15 protein-coding genes and 1 pseudogene are annotated in these 18,646 nt (G+C 62.2%); 9 read left to right on the plus strand and 7 right to left on the minus strand.

Annotated elements, in window-relative coordinates:
• Window positions 1-926 precede the first annotated feature (926 nt).
• Genes AB4Y73_RS03955 through cyaB form a run of 3 tightly spaced genes read left to right on the plus strand, consistent with a single transcriptional unit; the run spans window position 927 to window position 4,505 of the window.
• On the plus strand, window positions 927-2,957 hold the full coding sequence (locus AB4Y73_RS03955) for an AAA family ATPase (protein WP_441868773.1): 2,031 nt from the start codon (window positions 927-929) through the stop codon (window positions 2,955-2,957).
• Entirely contained in the window at window positions 2,944-3,945 is a 1,002-nt protein-coding gene (locus AB4Y73_RS03960; RefSeq protein WP_441868776.1) for a hypothetical protein, read from the plus strand. Before AB4Y73_RS03955 ends, AB4Y73_RS03960 begins: the two co-directional genes overlap by 14 nt.
• Window positions 3,942-4,505 carry a class IV adenylate cyclase gene (cyaB, locus tag AB4Y73_RS03965; protein WP_441868779.1) on the plus strand — a complete coding sequence of 188 codons (564 nt, stop codon included), beginning with the start codon at window positions 3,942-3,944 and terminating at the stop codon, window positions 4,503-4,505. Before AB4Y73_RS03960 ends, cyaB begins: the two co-directional genes overlap by 4 nt.
• Before the next feature lie 63 nt (window positions 4,506-4,568).
• Here the strand turns inward: cyaB and AB4Y73_RS03970 are convergent.
• Window positions 4,569-5,403, minus strand: a pseudogene (locus AB4Y73_RS03970) (ISL3 family transposase).
• On the opposite strand from AB4Y73_RS03970, the gene AB4Y73_RS03975 reads away from it, so the two are divergent.
• Both AB4Y73_RS03975 and AB4Y73_RS03980 read left to right on the plus strand, forming a co-directional pair.
• On the plus strand, window positions 5,402-6,103 hold the full coding sequence (locus AB4Y73_RS03975; protein WP_441868782.1) for a hypothetical protein: 702 nt from the start codon (window positions 5,402-5,404) through the stop codon (window positions 6,101-6,103). The pseudogene AB4Y73_RS03970 and the gene AB4Y73_RS03975 sit on opposite strands and share 2 nt — an antisense overlap.
• 187 nt (window positions 6,104-6,290) lie before the next feature.
• Window positions 6,291-6,734 (plus strand): hypothetical protein, encoded by a 444-nt coding sequence (locus tag AB4Y73_RS03980; RefSeq protein ID WP_441868785.1) that lies wholly within the window; start codon window positions 6,291-6,293, stop codon window positions 6,732-6,734.
• A gap of 594 nt (window positions 6,735-7,328) precedes the next feature.
• Here AB4Y73_RS03980 and AB4Y73_RS03985 read toward each other — a convergent pair.
• The gene (locus AB4Y73_RS03985) at window positions 7,329-8,495 is read right to left on the minus strand and encodes a cytochrome P450 (protein WP_441868788.1); all 1,167 of its coding nucleotides are present in this window, start codon (window positions 8,493-8,495) and stop codon (window positions 7,329-7,331) included.
• Between the two features lie 311 nt (window positions 8,496-8,806).
• Between AB4Y73_RS03985 and AB4Y73_RS03990 the strand changes: the two genes are divergently transcribed.
• Window positions 8,807-10,402 carry an ABC-F family ATP-binding cassette domain-containing protein gene (locus AB4Y73_RS03990; protein ID WP_441868791.1) on the plus strand — a complete coding sequence of 532 codons (1,596 nt, stop codon included), beginning with the start codon at window positions 8,807-8,809 and terminating at the stop codon, window positions 10,400-10,402.
• Window positions 10,403-10,414: 12 nt separating this feature from the next.
• Here the strand turns inward: AB4Y73_RS03990 and corA are convergent, their stop codons facing one another.
• Both corA and AB4Y73_RS04000 read right to left on the minus strand, forming a co-directional pair.
• Window positions 10,415-11,410: a magnesium/cobalt transporter CorA gene (gene corA / locus AB4Y73_RS03995; protein ID WP_441868794.1), complete on the minus strand. Its 996-nt coding sequence runs from the start codon at window positions 11,408-11,410 to the stop codon at window positions 10,415-10,417.
• Window positions 11,411-11,434: 24 nt separating this feature from the next.
• Window positions 11,435-11,920 (minus strand): Lrp/AsnC family transcriptional regulator, encoded by a 486-nt coding sequence (locus AB4Y73_RS04000; RefSeq protein WP_441868797.1) that lies wholly within the window; start codon window positions 11,918-11,920, stop codon window positions 11,435-11,437.
• A 168-nt stretch (window positions 11,921-12,088) separates the two neighbouring features.
• On the opposite strand from AB4Y73_RS04000, the gene AB4Y73_RS04005 reads away from it, so the two are divergent.
• Window positions 12,089-13,333: an MFS transporter gene (locus AB4Y73_RS04005; RefSeq protein ID WP_441868800.1), complete on the plus strand. Its 1,245-nt coding sequence runs from the start codon at window positions 12,089-12,091 to the stop codon at window positions 13,331-13,333.
• Window positions 13,334-13,345: 12 nt separating this feature from the next.
• Here AB4Y73_RS04005 and AB4Y73_RS04010 read toward each other — a convergent pair whose 3' ends face one another.
• Together AB4Y73_RS04010 and AB4Y73_RS04015 are read right to left on the minus strand one after the other, a co-directional pair.
• Window positions 13,346-13,849 (minus strand): Lrp/AsnC family transcriptional regulator, encoded by a 504-nt coding sequence (locus tag AB4Y73_RS04010; protein WP_441868803.1) that lies wholly within the window; start codon window positions 13,847-13,849, stop codon window positions 13,346-13,348.
• Between the two features lie 149 nt (window positions 13,850-13,998).
• Complete coding sequence (locus AB4Y73_RS04015; RefSeq protein WP_441868806.1) at window positions 13,999-15,270, minus strand: MFS transporter; 1,272 nt, start codon at window positions 15,268-15,270, stop codon at window positions 13,999-14,001.
• Between the two features lie 103 nt (window positions 15,271-15,373).
• Between AB4Y73_RS04015 and AB4Y73_RS04020 the strand changes: the two genes are divergently transcribed.
• Both AB4Y73_RS04020 and AB4Y73_RS04025 read left to right on the plus strand, forming a co-directional pair.
• Entirely contained in the window at window positions 15,374-16,360 is a 987-nt protein-coding gene (locus AB4Y73_RS04020) for a LysR substrate-binding domain-containing protein (protein WP_441868809.1), read from the plus strand.
• Window positions 16,361-16,407: 47 nt separating this feature from the next.
• A complete protein-coding gene (locus AB4Y73_RS04025) occupies window positions 16,408-17,385 on the plus strand; it encodes an N-acetylglucosamine kinase (RefSeq protein WP_441868812.1) in 978 nt (325 codons plus the stop codon).
• Here AB4Y73_RS04025 and AB4Y73_RS04030 read toward each other — a convergent pair.
• Window positions 17,371-18,399 (minus strand): pirin family protein, encoded by a 1,029-nt coding sequence (locus AB4Y73_RS04030; protein WP_441868815.1) that lies wholly within the window; start codon window positions 18,397-18,399, stop codon window positions 17,371-17,373. The genes AB4Y73_RS04025 and AB4Y73_RS04030 overlap by 15 nt on opposite strands.
• Between the last annotated feature and the right edge of the window lie 247 nt (window positions 18,400-18,646).

Consider the following 18,646-nt stretch of genomic DNA (forward strand, 5'->3'; position numbering starts at 1 on the left):
GAAGATGCTTCTGATCCTTCATGGGTATGTTGCTGCGGCACGGCATGACGCTGGGGAGTCCTATTGATCCGGGAGAATCCTATGGTGTCCGCAGGGCGTCGGAGTGCGTTTCTAGGGCAAGTACGGCGGGTTCTACGAGGCGCCGGTGAAGTTGCGTCAGGTGCCCGGACAGGGAGATGAGCTAGCTGGATCGTTTGGCGAGTCGCGATCAATGTGAGACCCGACAAGGAGTAGGCGCATCCATGTTCGGAGCGATACTGCGGCTAACGCGGGCGATATCGATCCCGCGGCACGTGCGACGGTATCCTCTTGATGTGAGAACTAGAAGGAATCCGGCGTTGAAGCGAGCCATGCTAGGCGCGTAGACCGTGAGTACTTGTGTAGCAAGCATGTTGAACTATCTCCGGGACCGGGGAAGTACTACTGACGTAATGGGGGGAACTCTGTCATGGTCACGCGCAATGAGGTCGATCAGGCCCGTCAGCATCCGGGGCTGTGCTGGATGGGTGTGTGGCCCGGGATGCGGATCACGGACGGGGTAGTGGATCCTGATGCGGGAACCTTCAGGATCCTTCCCTTCAATTCCAACGACGGACAACTCCTCCCGCGTGACTTCGATTGGACGCTTCCTGGCGACGTAATCCTGAGCGCGCCAGAGCGCCCCGCCGTCGTAGTCCGCCGGACTGCCGCAGCTTCAAGGGGCACAGCGTCCTGTCGTCCGGACGGAGTTCTTTTTCGTCCCCGTATATCCCGCCCGATCATGCATTCTGAGATGACGTTTAGCCGTAGGGAAAGCAGTCGGCGTAGCTGCAAACTCCACTTCTGGCGTCGGAACAATCGCTCCTGCTGGCCGTGCCTATTCCAACTGCCGCAGATAGCCGATAGCTTGCAGTTCAGTATGTAGTGCTTACAGGCAGGAGAGTTGGATGCCGGAAGATGCTCAAGTGAGCAATGGGCTTTTTTGGGACCTGCGCGCGCGCCGTGATCGCGTAGCAGCCACGTTGATTGCCGAAGCTAAGGCTCTCGAGCCCTTCTCAGATAATTCGGAGGACTCCAGACGGGTAATAAGACATCGGCGACGCGACTACAGGACGTGGCGCGGTACCCAGGAGGATCGACGCCGGCAGGACGGAGACCTCACGAATGAAGCCACTTCGTCGGCTTTTGCTCTGGCGAACCTCTTGGCTCCCAATCCAAAGAGTTTCGCGGCTGAGGCCTATGACGATCTTCTCCCGGAAGGGCCATTACTTATTGAGACTGCACTTGGAGACTACGAAAGGATGTACTCGCTAGACCAGTCCGCCCAGGATGCGAATAAAGATGCCGAGAAACTGCCGAACACTTACAACTCGTCCATACACCTTTGGTCGCTTGCGAGGATCATCCAGAATCAGCCAGAGAGAGTAACTCCCGAGAGGCTGCGAATCGGATCCTCGGTCGCAGAACAACTGAGCAGTTGGCTCCAGGACTGGCAGGGCTACGTTCACGACCTGATACCCTCTCGGGTGGATGAAGCCCGAGACCCGTACACTCAATCGAGTGGCAACCCTTACCTCACACACCTGACAGTCAGAGCTATGAGCGAATACTATGCCGCTCTCCAAGGCACCGGCCTAGATGCTCCACCGCGCGTGACAAAGGCACTTCGTTTGTCCCTTGCGGCTGCTCAAGCAGAGGTATGCAGACTCGTGGCTGCCTATCATTCTGGCGTGCAAAGCCTGTTCGATGGTGTCGACCTAGTCTGCCCGCTTGCCACCATGGGCCTTCTTACAAGACAGTTGAACCTCGCGGATGATCTGAGCCGGGCCCTAATCCATCAGGCCCTGAAGATCGTTACTTCAGACTTTCTCCTACTGGACGGGAGTTTCGCTCCAAAGTCGGCGGTTTTTCAGACGCGCACTGGACTGAGCATCAATATTTCGTCTGCAGAACTGGCCTTGCTCTTGATTCACGGAGTTTCGAGCTACTTGGATGCTGATGAGTTAAAAGCTCTCGATCCAATCCTGAATGGTGTACATCGACGCAGCTCCGGGCACAGAGGCTGGGGGCTACGGGCGAAGGGACATGAGACAAAGGTCCTATCCTTTGTAACGGTCGCCTCGCTCGGTTTCCTGATTGGCTATCACGCGACCGCCACCCGGATAATCTCGGAGACCGCGGCCCTCGAACTGGGCGTCAAGGCGCTAGACGAGAGCAAGAAGATATTTGAGCTACCGTCGAGTGTCAGCGAAGAGATTGAAAGATACGTGATCGGGCCGCTGAAGGGCGGGGACCGGAACCGGGCGTCCATGTCGTTTGTGCTTGGCGGTCCGCCTGGAACCTCTAAAACAACCATTGCAGCTACAATCGCCTACAAACTCGGGTGGCCTCTTCTCACTCTCGATCTTGGTTCCTTTCTACGAAACGGTTTAACGCAGCTTGAAGCCGAAGCTGAAAGGATCTTCAATCTTCTTCTCGAGTTGAATGACGTGGTGGTGCTGTTTGATGAAATTGAAGAGGTTGTCCTTCGTCGAGATGCGCTCGGCAGCGAAAGGGAGTCCCGGTTTCTCACATCGGCAATGCTTCCGCGGCTCCACCGCTTGCGAGACGCCCGCAATGTGGTGTTCGCCATCGCCACCAACTATCCGGACAAACTCGACACCGCTGCTACAAGGCCAGGTCGAATTGACTTCATTTTCGAGGTGAAGCCGCCGGAGACGGATGAACGAAAAGGAATGTTATCCGCTTTTGCCGATGATTTCGACACTCCGCCGGAAGTCAAACTATTCCTTCTATCCAACCAAAGCATCATTCACACGCACGAATTTACCGTCGGCTATTTGCGAGAAGTTGTCAAGCGAATCTCCTTGATGCCTGAAACCTGGCATGACGAGAATAAAATGCTTGCAGTAATCGATACGCAAAAAGAAAGAGTTATGAAAGAAAGAGCAACTGGCGGTAGCAATGGAAGATACTAAGCAAAATCGCAGCGAGCTAAAGGATTCTTTGTTGGGTTACTTTCTTGCTGACCTAATCTTAGTGGAAAGAAACCCGAACAATGAGGTGTACCAACCCCCGTTGCCCTTGAAGGGTGAATTGGCTTGGTCTATCCCGTCTGCATATACAGCTTTCAATGGGGACCATTTTGCCCTAGTGCCACTGATGCGAAAGTATGCTATAAGTCAAGGCCGGTTACCACTAAACCCCGAAAGCATAGTGGGCTACCGCGACTCCGTTTTGGCTTATCAAAGCAAATCCGGAGTGCTCTTGGCGGACATTGCGGCGTTGTCCCGGTGTGATGAAATGTGGATTTTCTCAACGGCGCTTCCTGCACTCGAATCAGTTGGTTCGCTTGCCGAGGGGGTTGCTGTTGAGTTGCTCTTCTACCTGGAAAACAGGCGTCGACAAGGCAACGAAAGCGCGGTCTACTGGGTCGATGTGAATCACTTGGTAGCAGACTCGGTAACTCCTGCCCTTGCGAAGTTAAATTTTCCAGTTGACCTCGTTCGTCGTGTTCTCTCCAAAGATAACCCTGAGGTCGTCTCTTTTGTGGATCGAATACTGGGGGGTTCGCAAGCCCTGCCTCGGGTTGCTTTCTGCCTCCATGACCCGCTAGACAGCAAATACGCTGACTGGCTCGGGGCAGGGGCACATCTGAAGGGGTACGTCCCCTTAGTGCCTTCAAAAGCTATAGAGCTCGGCGATGGTCCCACGGATTTAGTTTTGTTCTTGTGGTTAGGGCTCTTGCGCTATGCCGACGAGGTGTGGTCCTTCCCGAGTGTTGAGACGCGAAGTTTGTCGCGATTTCAAAGCTTTTTGGGGCGAATTGCCATAGAACACCTTGGCATGGTGGAAATTCCACAGAGTTGGGCGGAATTTGATGTTCCGAAGATAAAATACGGTGACAGTTGGCCATTGACAGCCAGGGAGCGACGGCCGGTCGCTCTTGTTCGAGGAATACAGTGAACATTGGGTTGAGTATGATAGAAGTAGAAGTTAAATACAGGGTAGAGGGAAAATTTGCGTCTTCCTTGGTCATGAAGCATCGCGAAATTTTCCGTGAGTCTGTACCGCAGCGCGACACGGTTTTTCTGTTGGGTTCGACATCGTTTGACGAGTTTGTGCCCGGTAGCCCGGTTTTACGAGTACGCACCTCTGGGGGAATTTCCACCGTTACTCTCAAGAGAAAACTTATGCCAACTGGAGAAATGACTGAGATCGAGACAACCGTCGGGAACGCCGCCGCAGCTGAGGAAATCTTCTCGAACCTCGGCCTAACATTGGTCACAGACGTCGTGAAGACTCGAACGAGCGGGCGGATCTCAGATGTGGAAGTTTGTGTCGACGAAGTACGAGGACTGGGCTGGTTCGTGGAACTAGAGCGCCTCGTCACTAATGAACAGGAAGTCTCTCAGGCTCATATTTTGATTTCACGGACGGCCACCGAATTGGGGTTACGGGAGGACTGGATAGAGCAACGAAAGTACGACGAACTCTTGGCGGACAGGACGAAGTCTAAGGAATGAGCAGGGCAATCAGGCATCTTGTCAGGTTCATCCCGAAAGTGCGACATTACGGGCCCTTCGCATTTATGCATGGTTGGCGTGTTTGATCCGGTAGTGTCGGTGGCCGCCGGCCGCGAGTAGGCACCTGAGTCGGTAGTTGGTGAAGTTTCGGAAGTCTCGCGCTATTCTGCGCGTGGTTTCGATGACGCCGTTGATCGCCTCGGTGGGGCCGATCGAGGCGCTGTTCGTATCAGAGTAGGCCAGGATCGCGGTCTTCCATTGTTTCAGTGTCCGGCCGAGGCGGGCGACTTCCGGGATCGGGCAGGACGAGAATGATGCAATGACCTCATTGACGAGTTCCCGGCCGCGCCCCGGCCGGGCGTGATAGATGTTGCGGAGCTTTTGATAGCACTTCCACGCTAGGGTGACTTCGTGGTCGGGGTCTCCGGCTATGAGTTTGGCGTCGAGCCGGGCGGACTGCTTGTCGCTGAGGTGTTCGGCGCCGATCTGCAGGGTCCGGCGGATCCCGAAGAGCGGATCGCCCTTGCGGCCACGGTGCCTGCTGGACCCGGCGGGGGACCTCATCGACCATAGCGGCCGATCCGAGTTTGACGACATGGAAAGCGTCCAGGACCCTGATGGCTTCGGGCAGTTCATCGCGGATCGCGTTCGCGTACCCGCGGAAGGGATCCAGCGCCGCGGTCTTGATCCCCGCAGTGAAGCCGGGACCGCGGTCTTTGAGCCCGTCGGCGTAGGCCTTCCCGGACCGGCCCGGAACCAGGTCAAGCAGCCGGGCGTGCACCACGCCGTGGGCGTCGCGGGTGTGGTCCACGATCCGGGTGACCATGCCGGATCCCGGCGGGCCGGCGTGTGACCAGACGTGCTCATTAACGCCGAGAGCCGGTAAAGTGCGGGTCATGACATTGGGGGATGCCGTACCAAACCTTGCTCGCCGGCCGTGGGCGTTCGCTGCGGTGTGCGTGATGATCGACTCGCTGACGCTGCTGGTGTTCGGACTGTCCCAAGTGCCGGTGATCCAGCTCCTGCCCTGGTATGTGGTCGCATATCTCCTGATTGGGGCGTGCATCTTCGTCCCGACCGGAAGGCTTCCGTCGCTGCGACAGGCCGCGGCGTTCCTGCTGCCCGGTGCCCTGCTCGTGGTCCTGGCGCTGCTGAACCTGGGCCCTTGGGTCGGCGGCTGGCTGCTTGGACTGCCGGCCTGGGGGCTGCTGCTGAGCCGATGGACACCGGAGAACCGTCCCCGCGTGCTGCAGGTCCTGAAGTTCTTGGGCCTGCTGATGCTGGGCCTGCTCATCTTCACATTCAACATGGTCTTCGTGGTCTTCACCCCTGGACTATTCCTGCTGCCGATCATCCCCTTGGTCCGGCTGGCCTACCCCGAGTACCGCGCGCGACCGTTACAGGCCGCGGTGGAGGTTCTGCTGGGGTTCGCGGTGGTGGTGCTTGCCTTTGCGATTCCAACCCCGGACGGATCTTGGTCGTCGTCCTGGATTGACGCTGGAGGGGCCGCGACAGCCGGGCTCATGATCGCATTCTGGGCCCGCGGGCTCCCGCGCCGCTCCAGGCGCCTACAGCTCAACGACGGAGCCATCGCCTAGCCCATGCCCGTGGGGATCTCCTCGGCGCCCGGCAAAGGATCCTCGAATGGAACGTTAAAACCGCCAAACCGAGCTGTGAAAAAACCGCCATTCCGAACCAACAGTCACACCTAACGGGCAAAGGTCCACGCCGTTCGGCGATGTGGGGGGTGTGGCCACAGGAGTCGTCACGGAGTACCTTTGCGATATGGAAAGTCGTGTCGTTGCAACAAAGGTTGCCAACGCCCTGATTGAGGACGCTGAGCCAAATACAGATCTAATCATTACCGAATTGACAGATCTGATAATGCCCGAATTGAAGGAAATTGCAGCCCCTCTATTCAATGCCACAATGGCTGAATTCGCCGCTTATTACGGCGGTCTGTGGGTCGGAGGGAAGATCATTCTTACGACTCATGAGCTTAAATTTCAACCAAATTTTGTAAATAAAATGGCCCATAAAGGGTTAGCTGGGCTGCAAGTGAGCCTCTCCCAAGTTGTCTCTGTGGAGATACTTCCAGGGGTCCTCACCAAAATTATCGTCGTGAGGACCCCGTCTCATGCAATAAAATTCCGTTGCTACGGGGCTGAAGAAACGGCACAGAAAATCCAAGAATCGTTAGGAAGCGCCGCAAGAGAAAGGAACAACTAACCTCTGTCCACCCATCCGGATCGGGGGGTGAGTCTCCGTTTTGCGGCCCTCCGTCTCTAAGCGTGGTTAGGTCCACATGAGTTTCGGGGTTTGGGGCGGCACCCGGCGTGGCGGCAGGAGAGAGACGTTAGGGTCACTTTGAATTGGTAGGGACTAAACAACCATTTCTCAAAGAAACCCTGGAGTGCAAAACTCTAATTTCTGCTCCGGCAGCTCAGACATACCCCATGAACGCGATTGTAGTACTAGCCGGCACTGGCCGTTAGTTACGTGACACCTGGTAGTTCCCTGACGAAGCTGACCGGATACGGGAGGGGTATCGAACCGAACTCGTCCGCTGACACGATCGGCGTCACGGTCCGCCACACGTTTACCCCACGGAAATGATGAAAAACGCTGGCATGTCAAAGGTTGTCCGTCACGCCAAAAACGCCTAGATCCCGCGGATTGCCAACACAGCACAAACCCCTGGTAAGCAATGAAATACGCCGTCCTCTGAGAAGAGGTCAGGAGTTCGAATCTCCTTAGCTCCACAAATTTCAAGGTCTTGCGCCACAGCGCGATTGCCCTTCAAAACCCTGCCGTCCGTTGTGGTCAGGCCGGCTGCCAAGTTGCCGGTAGTGCCTTCAGCCCATAAACGATGGTGCTCTCCATCGGTTCCAAGTGAGCTCCCTGAACCATGGAAAGCCCGGGCAAGCGGGACAGCAGGGCCTCCAGTGCGATCCTGGCCTCGAGCCGGGCCAGCGGCGCACCGAGGCAAAAGTGAATGCCGTGGCCGAACGCCAGATGCCGGTTCTGGCCGCGGTCGACGTCGAACTCCTTTGGCCGCTGGAAGTGCCGCTCGTCGCGGTTGGCGGAACCGATCCAAGCCACGATCGGTGCGCCGGCGGGAACCAGTTCGCCTCCCAGAGTCGTGTCCGCGACCGTCATTCTGTACATGGACTGGACCGGCGACCGGAAGCGCAGCACTTCTTCGATGGTCTGGGGAAGCAGGGCGGGGTCCCTCAGGAGACGGTCCAGGGTGCCGGGCGACTCAGCCAAGCACCAAACGGCGTTGCCGATCAGATTGGTGGTGGTCTCGTTGCCGGCGACGAGCAATAAAGCACAAAACCCGAGCAGTTCAGGCACCGTGAGTTTTTGGCCGTCAATCTCGGCGGACAGCAGGGTACTGATCAGGTCGTTGCCGGGCCGGCTCCGGCGTTGGTCGATCAGGGCCAGGAAGTACTCCGTCATCTCCGTGATCGTGGCGGACTGATCCGCACTGGCCGAACTGGCCCGCGTTTGGCTGACAATCACATCGGACCACTGTTTGAAGCGTTCACGGTCCCGGGCGGGGATGCCCATGAGCTCGGAGATCACGATGACCGGCAACGGGTACGCCAATTCCTTAATCAGGTCTGCGCTACCAGTGGCTGCGATCCCATCCAGCAGTTCGTCCGTGAGCCCGGCGATGCGGGGAGCCAGGGCGTCCACAGCTTTGGGCGTGAACGTCTGGGTGACCAGGGAGCGCAGCTGCCGGTGCCTTGGGGGATCGGTGGCGATCAGGCTCGAGGCGAACAGGTGGCCGGTTCCGGATCCGTCGTCACGGCCCATGCGCGACGAGAATACCGCATATTCAGACAGTGCCCGCTGAACGTCGTCGTACCGGAAGACGTGCCAACTCCCCGATTGTTCGTCGTAAAAGACCGGGGCGGATTCCCGCATTTGTTCGTACCGGGGAAAAGGGTTGAGCTGATGTTCAGCGGACTGGGTGGAGTCCATGGCTGGCCTCTCTGCTCGCCTGAGGCTCTATCGGCCTGGCAAACGCCGGGCCTCGGTCGACTGAGCGTTGAACCTTGATCTTATCCAAAGCCTGGTCCCGGGTCATCAGCAGGTGGTGATGACCCGGACTTCGGCTGCGGCACCGGCTGTCAACTGGGGCTTTCGCAACCGCGAACGGGGAGACAGCTAAGATCAGACAGGCCGCCTTGATCGGTTTGAGCCACCCCCCGCATATCTACTGAGTTGGCCGCGATCCCGAACCGGCCGGGCGTTCCCTGCCCATCAGCCAGCACCTGAATAGGACACCAACAATGAGTTTGATCCGGCTGAACGACGTCAACGTCAGTTTTGAAAAGACCCAGGTTCTCCGCGAGGCCTTCTTCAAGCTGGAGGCCGGAGACCGGGTGGGCCTGATCGGCAAGAACGGATCCGGCAAGTCAACCATCCTCAAACTGGTCCAGGGCCAAATTGCCCCGGACACCGGAGCGGTCGCTGTGGAGCTGGGAACCAAGCTGGCCTACTTCTCCCAGTTCTCCGAGCTGAACGGTGAGTCCACGATTTCCGAGGTCCTGGACGGCCTGTTCGCCCACGTTAAGGAGATCGAGGCCGAGCTCGCCGGAATCGATGCGGCCATCGCCGCCGATTCCTCCGATAGCGCGCGATTGGAAGAGCTGATCCGCCGCCAGTCCGAGCTGTTTGAGGACATGGACCGGCTGGACGGCTGGGACTACCAGCGCGGCATCGACAAGGTGCTCACGACACTTGGCTTCAGTGAACACCACCGCACGTGCGCCATCGACGAGCTCTCCGGCGGCTGGCGGAACCGGGCAGCACTGGCGAAGATCCTGCTCGAGGCGCCGGACGTCCTGCTGTTGGATGAACCCACCAACTACCTGGACGTTGCCGGCGTCGAATGGCTCGAAGGCTGGTTCAGGACGTTCAAGTGCGCCGCGATTATCGTCTCGCATGACCGGAAGTTCCTGGACTCCGTTGTCACCCGGATCATCGAGGTGGAGAACTACCACCTCCACGAGTACCCGGGGAACTTCGCCGAGTACGTGGTGGCCAAACAGTTCCGGCTCAAAAGCCTGGAAAGCCAGTTTGTCCACGAGTCGGAGCTGCTGGCCTTCGAGGCCGAGGGCATCTCCGACCGCCGGGAGGCTGCCAAAGCGGCAGGCAAGGGCCTGGCAAACCAGCTGGCCAGGATCAAGAAGTCCCGGGCGCCCCGGCCCGTGGACCAGATCATCACGGAGATCTATGGCGGCCTCTACGTCAAGGACGTCTTGTGCCGGGTGGAGTCGCTTGGCAAGGCCTACGGCGGCAGGACTCTCTTCAGCGATCGGAGTTTCGAGATCGGTCGCGGCCACCGGATCGCGGTCATCGGCGCCAACGGCAGCGGCAAGACCACGCTGCTGCGGGCGCTCACGGGTGAAGAGCCGGCTGATGCCGGGACCGTGGCCTGGGCCAAGGGTGCGGGGATGGTTTCGTACAACCAGGTACTTGAAGAACTGGACGACGACGACACCGTCACCCATGCGGTGAACGCGATGCCGGACAGCCTCGCCCTGACCGCGACGAAGAAGTCGGTCAACAGGTTCCTGGCGATGTTCCAGTTTTCCGAAGCAGACCTCAAGCAGAGAATCGGCAACCTCTCGGGTGGCCAGCGGGCCCGGGTGGCCATGGCCCAGTGCCTGCTCTCCGGCGCCTCGGTACTGCTCCTCGACGAACCCACCAACCACCTTGACCTGTCCAGCACACAGGTCATGGAACGCGCGCTGCTGCACTTTCCGGGGGCAGTGGTGGTGGTCAGCCACGACCGTTTCTTCATGGACAAGATCGCCAACCGGCGGCTGGTGTTCAGCACGGCTGACTCGGGCCACGGGGCAGTTCAGCTGCAGGCCAGCTAAGAACTGGAGGGGCTAGAGCCAGCCCTTCCTCTTGAAGATGGTGTACATCAGGGTCGCGGTAGCCGCCATCAGCACAATAGCCATGGGGTAGCCCGCGGCCCAGTGGAGTTCGGGCATGTTGTCGAAGTTCATCCCGTAAACCCCCGCGACGAACGACGGTGCGAAGAAGATCGCCGCCCACGAGGAGATCTTCTTGACCTGTTCGTTCTGTTCCGCGCTGGCCTCGTTCTGCCGGTTGGCGGTCAGGGTTCCGTCCAGGGTGAGGGCGTTCTGCAGCAGGTCACGGAACGAATCCGCGCGGGAGATTACCCGTTCCACGTGGTCCTCCACGTCACGCAGGCTGTGCTGCAGTTCGGTGTTCACGCCGTACTTTTCGAAGCCCCGCCTGAGCTGCTGCATCATCTCGGGCAGGGGATGGATGGCCCGCTGGAACTGGATGACTTCGCGGGCGAGCTCATAGATCCGGCGGGACACGCTGTTGTCCCCGCTGAACAGCTGGTCCTCGATCTCGTCGATATCGTTTTCCAGGCCGGCCACTACGGGCGCATAATCGTCCACCACCATGTCCAGCAAGGCATACAGGACCGACTCCGGGCCGTGCCGGAGCAGGTCGGGACGGCCCTCCAGGCGCCGCCTTACCCGGCTAACCCCGGCCATTTCGGCATGGCGGACGGTCACCACGAAGTTCCGGCCGGTGAAGACGTGCAGCTCGCCGAACTCCACGGTCTCGGTCGAGTCCAGGTAGCGTGCCGGCCGGAGCACCGTGAACAGGTTGTCCTCATAGCGTTCCAGCTTGGGCCGCTGGTGCGCGGAAATGGCGTCCTCCACCGCCAAAGCATGCAGCCCGAACTCGTTGGCCACTGCATCCATTTCTTCGGCGGTGGGCCGGTACAGCCCGATCCAGGCCATGCCGCCATGAAGGGTAAGGGTTTCGAACGTCTGCTCCAGGCTTTCGGGCTCTGCGCTGCGGAGGCCGTCAACGTAGACGGCGTTATCGATAATGGTCACGTCAGGTCATCCATTCGGGAAATCCTAGCCTTTGCTCGATGCAGCCTGCGCGAGGCGGCTGATCAGAGGCTCGGTGCGGTAGGGGATATGGGTGTGGAGAGCCAGGACCGTTTCGGTCCGGATGACTCCCTTGATGCGGAGGATCTGGCGGAGGGCGGACTGCAGATTGTGCGTGTCTGTGGCCACCACGCGGCACCACACATCGCCCCGGCCGGAAATCTCATGGACCTCCAAAACCTGGGGTAGGAGCCGAAGGGCGCCCACCACTCCGTCCAGTTCCCGGTGGGTCACTTCGATCGTGACGAAAGCGACGACGTCGTAGCCCACTGCCGCGAGGTCAATCTCGCGTCCGCCGTCGTGCAGCACACCCGCGCGGAGCAGGCGCCGGACGCGGGACTGAGCGGTGTTGCGTGCAATCCCCAGCAATTCGCTGAGCTCCCCGATTTGGATACGAGGATCGCGGATGAGCTCCAGGAGTATCTTCAAATCGGTGGGGTCCAGAGTGTTCAAACTGTCACTTTCGGTAGTTATTCGACCAAGGAATTGAGTATTTTGCTCAATTCAACCACGAGGAGTAGCTAAATAAAGCAGGAGTGCCGCAGGATTTAGCTATCCACCCACACCCCGGGGCGCGTCCCACAAGGACCACCAGCCCCGGCAGATGCCAAGGCAACGCCAATGACAGTCTTCAGTGAACTCCGAATGCGCCCGGCCACAGCCGCGAACCGGGGCTGGAATGCCTCCACCACCGCCCGTCTGGTGATGGCGGGTGCCGTCATCTCCCTGCTGCTGGTCGGCGCGAACCTGGCCACGCCCCTCTACCCGCTGCTGCAGGCGAATCTGGGCCTCTCGCCACTCGGCGTCACCACGGCCTTCGCCAGCTACGTCCTGGCCCTGGTTACCACGCTGATGCTCGCCGGCCACTGGTCGGACCATATCGGCCGGCGGGCTGCACTCATTCTGGCCGTTCTGGCAGGCCTGGCCGGCGGGTGGGTTTTCTCACAGGCCGGGAACCTGCTGGCACTCTCGGCTGGCCGGGCGCTGCAGGGTGTGGCTGTTGCCCTGGCCACCGGTGCCAGCGCCGCCGCCCTGCGGGAACTGCTCCCATCCCGCCCGGAGTGGGCCTCCCGCTTCACCCTGCTGGCAACGGCCGGCGGCGTGGCTGCCGGCCCCGTCATCGGCGGGCTGCTGTCCATGCTGCCCGGACCCACCACGGCCCCGTACTACGTTCACTCAGTGGTGCTGGCCGGGATGCTCGTGCCTTTGTTCCTGCTGAACGCCCGGCCGGCCATCAAGCCTCCGGCCGGACCGCGGCCCATCCTGGTCCTGGCTCCACGCCGACCGTCCGTGTCCACTGAGGCGAGGGGCGCCTTCTGGCTGGCGGCCGCCGTCGGATTCCTCAGCTTCTCAGTGTTTGGCTTTTGCCTCTCCTTGGCCCCTGGCTACTTCGCGCAGATCGTAGGCACCGACTCCCGCCCGCTGATCGGTGCGTTGGCCGGGATAACGCTTGGCGCCTCGGCCCTGAGCCAGTTGCTGGCAGTGCGCGGCCGCTTTGTGGTTCCGGCCGGCCTGGCGGTCCTGGGGATCTCTGTGCTGCTGGTGGCATCGGCCGCGGCCTGGCACAGCCTGGGGCTGCTGGTGGCGGCCAGCGTGTGCGCCGGACTTGGCCAGGGCGTTGCTTTCCGGACCGTCTTTAACGATGTGGCCGCCAAAGTGGAGGTTTCCCACCACGCCCAAGTGGTCAGCACCGTCTACGTCATCACGTACCTGGGCAGCGCCGTGCCGGTTATCGGTCTGGGGTGGGCCACGGCTGCGTTTGGGTTGCAGGCCGCCGTGACGGCGTTTGTGGCGGTGTGCAGTGCTGCCGCGCTGGCACTCGCCGCCCTGACTTTCCGGACGGCTGTAGAAGGGCAGCGACCTTAGCCGCGAAGACGACTACGCCGGCAGGGGACCGTGGTTGCCCTGGATGTGCTCGAAGACCAGGGTGGTTTCGGTGTGGCCAACCACGGGGTCGGTGGCCAGGTTGTCCAGGACCCAGTCCCGCAGGTCCTCGGTGGTTCCGACGGCGATGTGCAGCAGATAATCCACGGACCCTGAGGTGTGGAACGTTGAAAGGACGGCGGGCAGGTGGGGCACCCGGGCCGTAAAGCGGTCGATCTGGTCCCGGTCGTGGGCCCGGAGCCGGACCGCCACCAGGGCCTGGACCGACCGGCCGATCGCGGACAGGCTGAGTTTGGCCTCAAAGCCCTGGACGATACCCCGCTCGGACAGCGCGCGGGTCCGCATGAGCGCCGTCGAGGGGGCGATGCCCACCAGCTCGGCCAGTTGCTTGTTGGAGATCCTCGCATCGTCCACCAGGGCGGCGAGGAGCCGCTCATCGATGGCATCCAGCGGTTCGAAGTGGCTGGCCGGCCTAATGTTTTTTGGGGTGCTGCTCATGGGATCTCCTCAACTGTCTGAGTTCATCCTAGACGCCAGTTTCCGCCCCATCATCTCCGGTCACGGCACGCCTGCCCGAATAATCACCAGAGGTAGCCGCCGTTTGGTGGCGTATAGTTTTGCAGCGCCCTGTTTGGCGCCGCTCCCCTTCAACTCAGCCCACGTGCCGCGGCACTCCGCGGTGGATGCACGACGACGACTGCCACCGCCGTGATGAACGTCAGCACCACGATGACGAGGGCAAGTGCCGTCCAGCCGAGGGACTGGAAGAGCAGGCCGCCGGACCAGCCGATGATGCTCGAGCCAAGATAGTAGGCCAGGTTGTAGAGCGACGCTGCCTGGGCGCGGCCGGTTGTAGCTATGCCGGTCCAGCCGGAGCCAATGCTGTGGGCCGCGAAGAAGCCTCCGGTAAAGATCACCAGGCCGGCCAGGATGAGGGCGAGTACCTGCGTGAGCGTCAGCGCGAGGCCCGCCGCCATCAGGACGAGGCCGGCCAGCAGGACGGTCCGGCGGCCGAAGCGGGCCGTCAGCCCCCCGGCCCAGCGGGAGGTCACGGTACCTGAGAGGTAGGCCAGGAAGATGAAGCTGATCAGGGTGGCAGGCAGCGCGAAAGGCTCCGCGGACAGGCGAAAGCCCAGGTAGTTGTAGACCGCTACAAAGCCTCCCATCATCAGGAACGCCTGGACGTAGAGCGCCACCAGCCGGGGGTTCCGGAGATGGCCGGAGAGGGTTGCAAAGGCGCCGCGGAGCCCGGCAGCCTTGGTGGCGGTGAACCCCTTCGCCCTGGGTATGAGGATCAGGAAGAGGACAGCAGCCACGGTTGCCAGCAGGGACACCGCCAGGGCCGCCGTCCGCCAGCCCCACACGTCACCCACCGGGCCGGCCACCAGCCGGCCGGCGAGCCCGCCCAGGGTGGTGCCGGCAACATAGCTTCCGGCCGCCATTGCCGCATGGGCCCGGTTCACTTCTTCGTTCAGGTAGGCGATGGCGATCGCCGGGATTCCACCCAGGGCCATGCCTTCGAGTAGGCGGAAAGCGAGAAGCATTCCGAAGTTGGGGGCCAGCGGCACCAGGAGTCCAAAAGCGGTTGCTGCCGAAATGCCCCAGGCCATGGCGTTGACCCGGCCTATCCTGTCCGCAAGGAAGGACCAGGGAATAACGGCGATGGCCAGGCCCACCGTTGCCAGCGAGATAGTCAGCGCCGCCTCGGCCGCCGTGACCTGTAGATCCGTTGCCATGATCGGCAGCACCGCCTGGGTGGAGTAGAGCTGCGCAAAGGTCGCCACACCCGCGAAGGCCAGCCCCGCGAGGATCTTGCCGTAGGCGGCAGAGCCTTTGGGGTGGCCCGCCCACTCATTCCCTTGGGGCGCGGAGGTTCCTGTCGGTGCGGACGATTTTGAGGCGCTGGCAGTGTCTGGCATGAGTTCAAGGGTAGGCTTCCCAGATTCATGCTTCCAATGCATGCTTTGGCTATGATACATAGCAGAAATGGAACACTTACGCCCGCGCAGCGAAGGAGGAACCATGCTCACCGATCATCAGCAACTGGCAAAGCTCCTGCCGCTGCTCCCCATCCTTGCGGAGCTCGGCCGCACCCAGCACGTCACGGAAACGGCGGAGCTGCTCGGAGTACCGCAGTCAACGGTGAGCCGGGCACTGTCCCGTGCCAGCGCCGTCGTCGGAACTGAACTGCTGATCCGCGACGGAAGAGGAGTGCGCCTCACGGCGGCCGCCAGGACCCTGCTGCCCTATATCGACGCTGCCCTGACTGAATTCCAGGCCGGGCTGGATCTGGTCCGGCACGAGTCGGATGTGGTTCGGGGAAAGGTCTCACTGTCCTTCCAGCACACGTTCGGTGAGGCCACGCTGCCGCTGCTCATCAGTGCCTTCCGCAGCCGGCACCCGGAGGCGGGATTCATCCTGCGGCAGGGGTCGCGGGACGCCTGCCTCGCGGAACTTGCTTCCGGACAGGCGGATCTTGCGTTGACGGCCCCTGTGCCTGCCGCAAGCAGCAGCATCGCCTCGGCTGCCCTGTACCGCGAGCCGCTGCGTCTCGTGGTGCATCACAGCCACCCGCTGGCAGGCGGCGGAAGCGTAGGGCTGCAGGACATCCGCCGGGACCCGTTCGTGGCGCTGGAGCCGGGGTATGGCATGCGCTCGCTCACCGACGCGCTGTTCCGGGAAGCAGGGTTCCGCCCACGGATCGCTTTCGAAAGTCAGGACACGCACACCGCCCGCGGCCTCGTGTCTGCGGGCCTTGGGGTCAGCATCCTGCCACCCGGCGGCAACGGGCCGGGGCGTCACGTCAGCCCGGAGACGGGCACCCTGGGCTGGGTTGAGCTGCCACTGGAGTCGGGGCTCGCGTTCCGGGAGATCGGGCTCGGCTGGCGCCGTCGGAAGCCCGGGCCGGACGCGGAACCGGATTCCGTCAGATACTTCCGCGAACTGGTCCTGCAGGAAGGTCCGGAACTGCTGGCGGGTCTGGTGGCCGCGCGCTCGCAGGGCAGCTGAGGACCGCCGCCTGAGACACGACGGCGGCCTTTCAGTAGGCTGATGACGTGACTGACACCGAGCGCCCCCAGGCCGAACCGTCCGGAAACCAGCCCGAAACCGGCGGCGGGCCCGGAACTGCTCCGCGCACCCCGGCAGGAGCCATTATCGGCCTGGACATCGGCGGGACAAAGACCCGCGGTGTCCGCTTCGAGGACGGCGCGGCCGTGGCGGACCAGTCGGCCGGCAGCGCCAACGTGCAGAACGTCACCCCCGAGCAGGCAGCGCTGAACCTTGCGAACCTTTTTGCCCGGATCGGAGGCGGCCCGGTGGCCCAGGTCTATGCGGGGGCCGGCGGGATCGATACCGACGACGACGCTGCCGCCCTCGCCGCGCTCATCGCGCCGCATGCTCCCGGCGCTAAAGTCACGGTGGTCCACGATTCCAGGCTGCTGCTCGCCGCCGGTGGCGCGAGCACCGGCGTGGCCGTGATTGCGGGAACCGGCTCCGCGGCCTGGGGCCGGAACGCAGCAGGGGAGGAGGCCCGGGCCGGCGGGTGGGGCTACCTGCTGGGCGATGAAGGCAGCGGCTACTGGCTGGGCCGTGAGGCTGTCCGGCACAGCCTGCGCCGCATGAACCAGGGGCTCCCAACCGACCAGCTCACTGCGGCCCTGCTTGCAGCCTGCGGAGTGGACCACCCGAACAGGCTGATTGCGCTGTTCCACTCCCCGGAGACCGGCCGCCGGTTCTGGGCCCAGCAGGCACGCCTGGTAGTGGATGCGGCAGCGGCAGGCCACGAGGCCAGTCAAGAGCTGCTGGACCAGGCGGGCAAGGATCTTGCGGATCTGGCCGCGCAGGCACTCCGGAAACTGGGAATCCAGGGCCCTGTCATCCTGGGGAGCGGACTCGGCATGAACGTCGTCCCGCTCCAGGACGCCTTCCGGAAGTATCTTGCCGCTGACGGCATCACCGAGGTCCGCGTGCTGGACCAGGATCCCGTGTTCGGGGTCCTGCAACTGGTGAGGGAACCCTCAGGAACCGAGTGAGCGCCGCCGCGGGGCGAGCCTGACGGCCGGCATCGGGGGAGCCGGGATGCGGCCGGCTTCGGCGCCGGCGTCGGGGCCGTGCCCCTCGACCAGTCCGTAGCGTGCCACGCGGGCCTCTCCGTCGGGCAGGCCCGCTTGGGCTTCCCAGTCCTCGCGGGCTTGTTCCACCTCGTCATGCGTGCGGCCCACGAAGTTCCACCACATCAGCAGTTCCTCCTGGAACGGTTCGCCGCCAATGAGCAGGAACCGTGTGCCGGGGAGCGCCTCGACGTCCAGCACCGAGCGGCCCGCGCCCAGGTAGCCCAGCGGACCCGGCGGGACCTCCTGGCCATCGAGCGCCAGCCCGCCGTCGAGCACCAGGACAGCATGCTCGAAACCGGCGTTCAGCGGCAGGACAGCCTTGCCTTCGCAGGAGATGTCCGCCCCGACAATGGGAGAGTACATGGTGGCTGGTGAGACCGCGCCGGCGAACTCGCCCACCATGACAGTGGCGGTGAAACCCGGCCCGGTTGCGGAGGGCAGATCGCGGTGCTGCTCGAACGCCGGCTCACGGTGGCGGTCGCCGTCAGGAAGGGCAACCCAGAGCTGAAGTCCGCGCTGCAGCGGCAGCAGTTCGCCGGCGTCGGGAACGGGCAGGACCGCAAACTCGGAGTGGGATACGCCCCGCCCCGCGGTCATGATGTTCAGCTCCCCGGGCCGGACCACCACATCGCTGCCCACGCTGTCCCGGTGCCGGATGTTCCCGGCGAGCGGCCACGTGACCGTCTGCAGTCCGGTGTGCGGGTGCGGGAGCACTGACATGGCGGTGCGGTCCGGGCCGAAACTGTCAAGGAAGCACCAGGCGCCGATGGTGGGCAGGCCGCGCTGGGGGAGGGTGCGCTGGACATTCATGGCCCGCACGCCACCTAAGGGGACCTCACGCTCGGGCCAGAGCTGGAGGCAGGGACCGGACGTACCGCCTGGGCCGGCGGGCGGACAGAGTTCCTCTACGGGTGCCACTTCCAGGTTCGTCACAGTCCCACTGTAAGTCCGGACGGGCTCCATGTCAGGGGAGCTGGCTGCGGCGACAGCACCCCCACCCGTTCGCCCCGACCCATCCGGAAGCGGCAGGGCGACGAATGAATGGTTACAGTAGGGATTCGCTTGCCCGGATTGCCCGCGGATCTGGTTACGCTAAGGACTGATTGCGCTACGGTAATTATCAGCGACCTTACGGCCCACCGCTCCACCGTCCGATGCCGTCCAACAGAACGGGTATGTC

The organism is Pseudarthrobacter sp. TAF60_1 (assembly GCF_052113505.1).
Classification (GTDB): Bacteria; Actinomycetota; Actinomycetes; order Actinomycetales; family Micrococcaceae; genus Arthrobacter.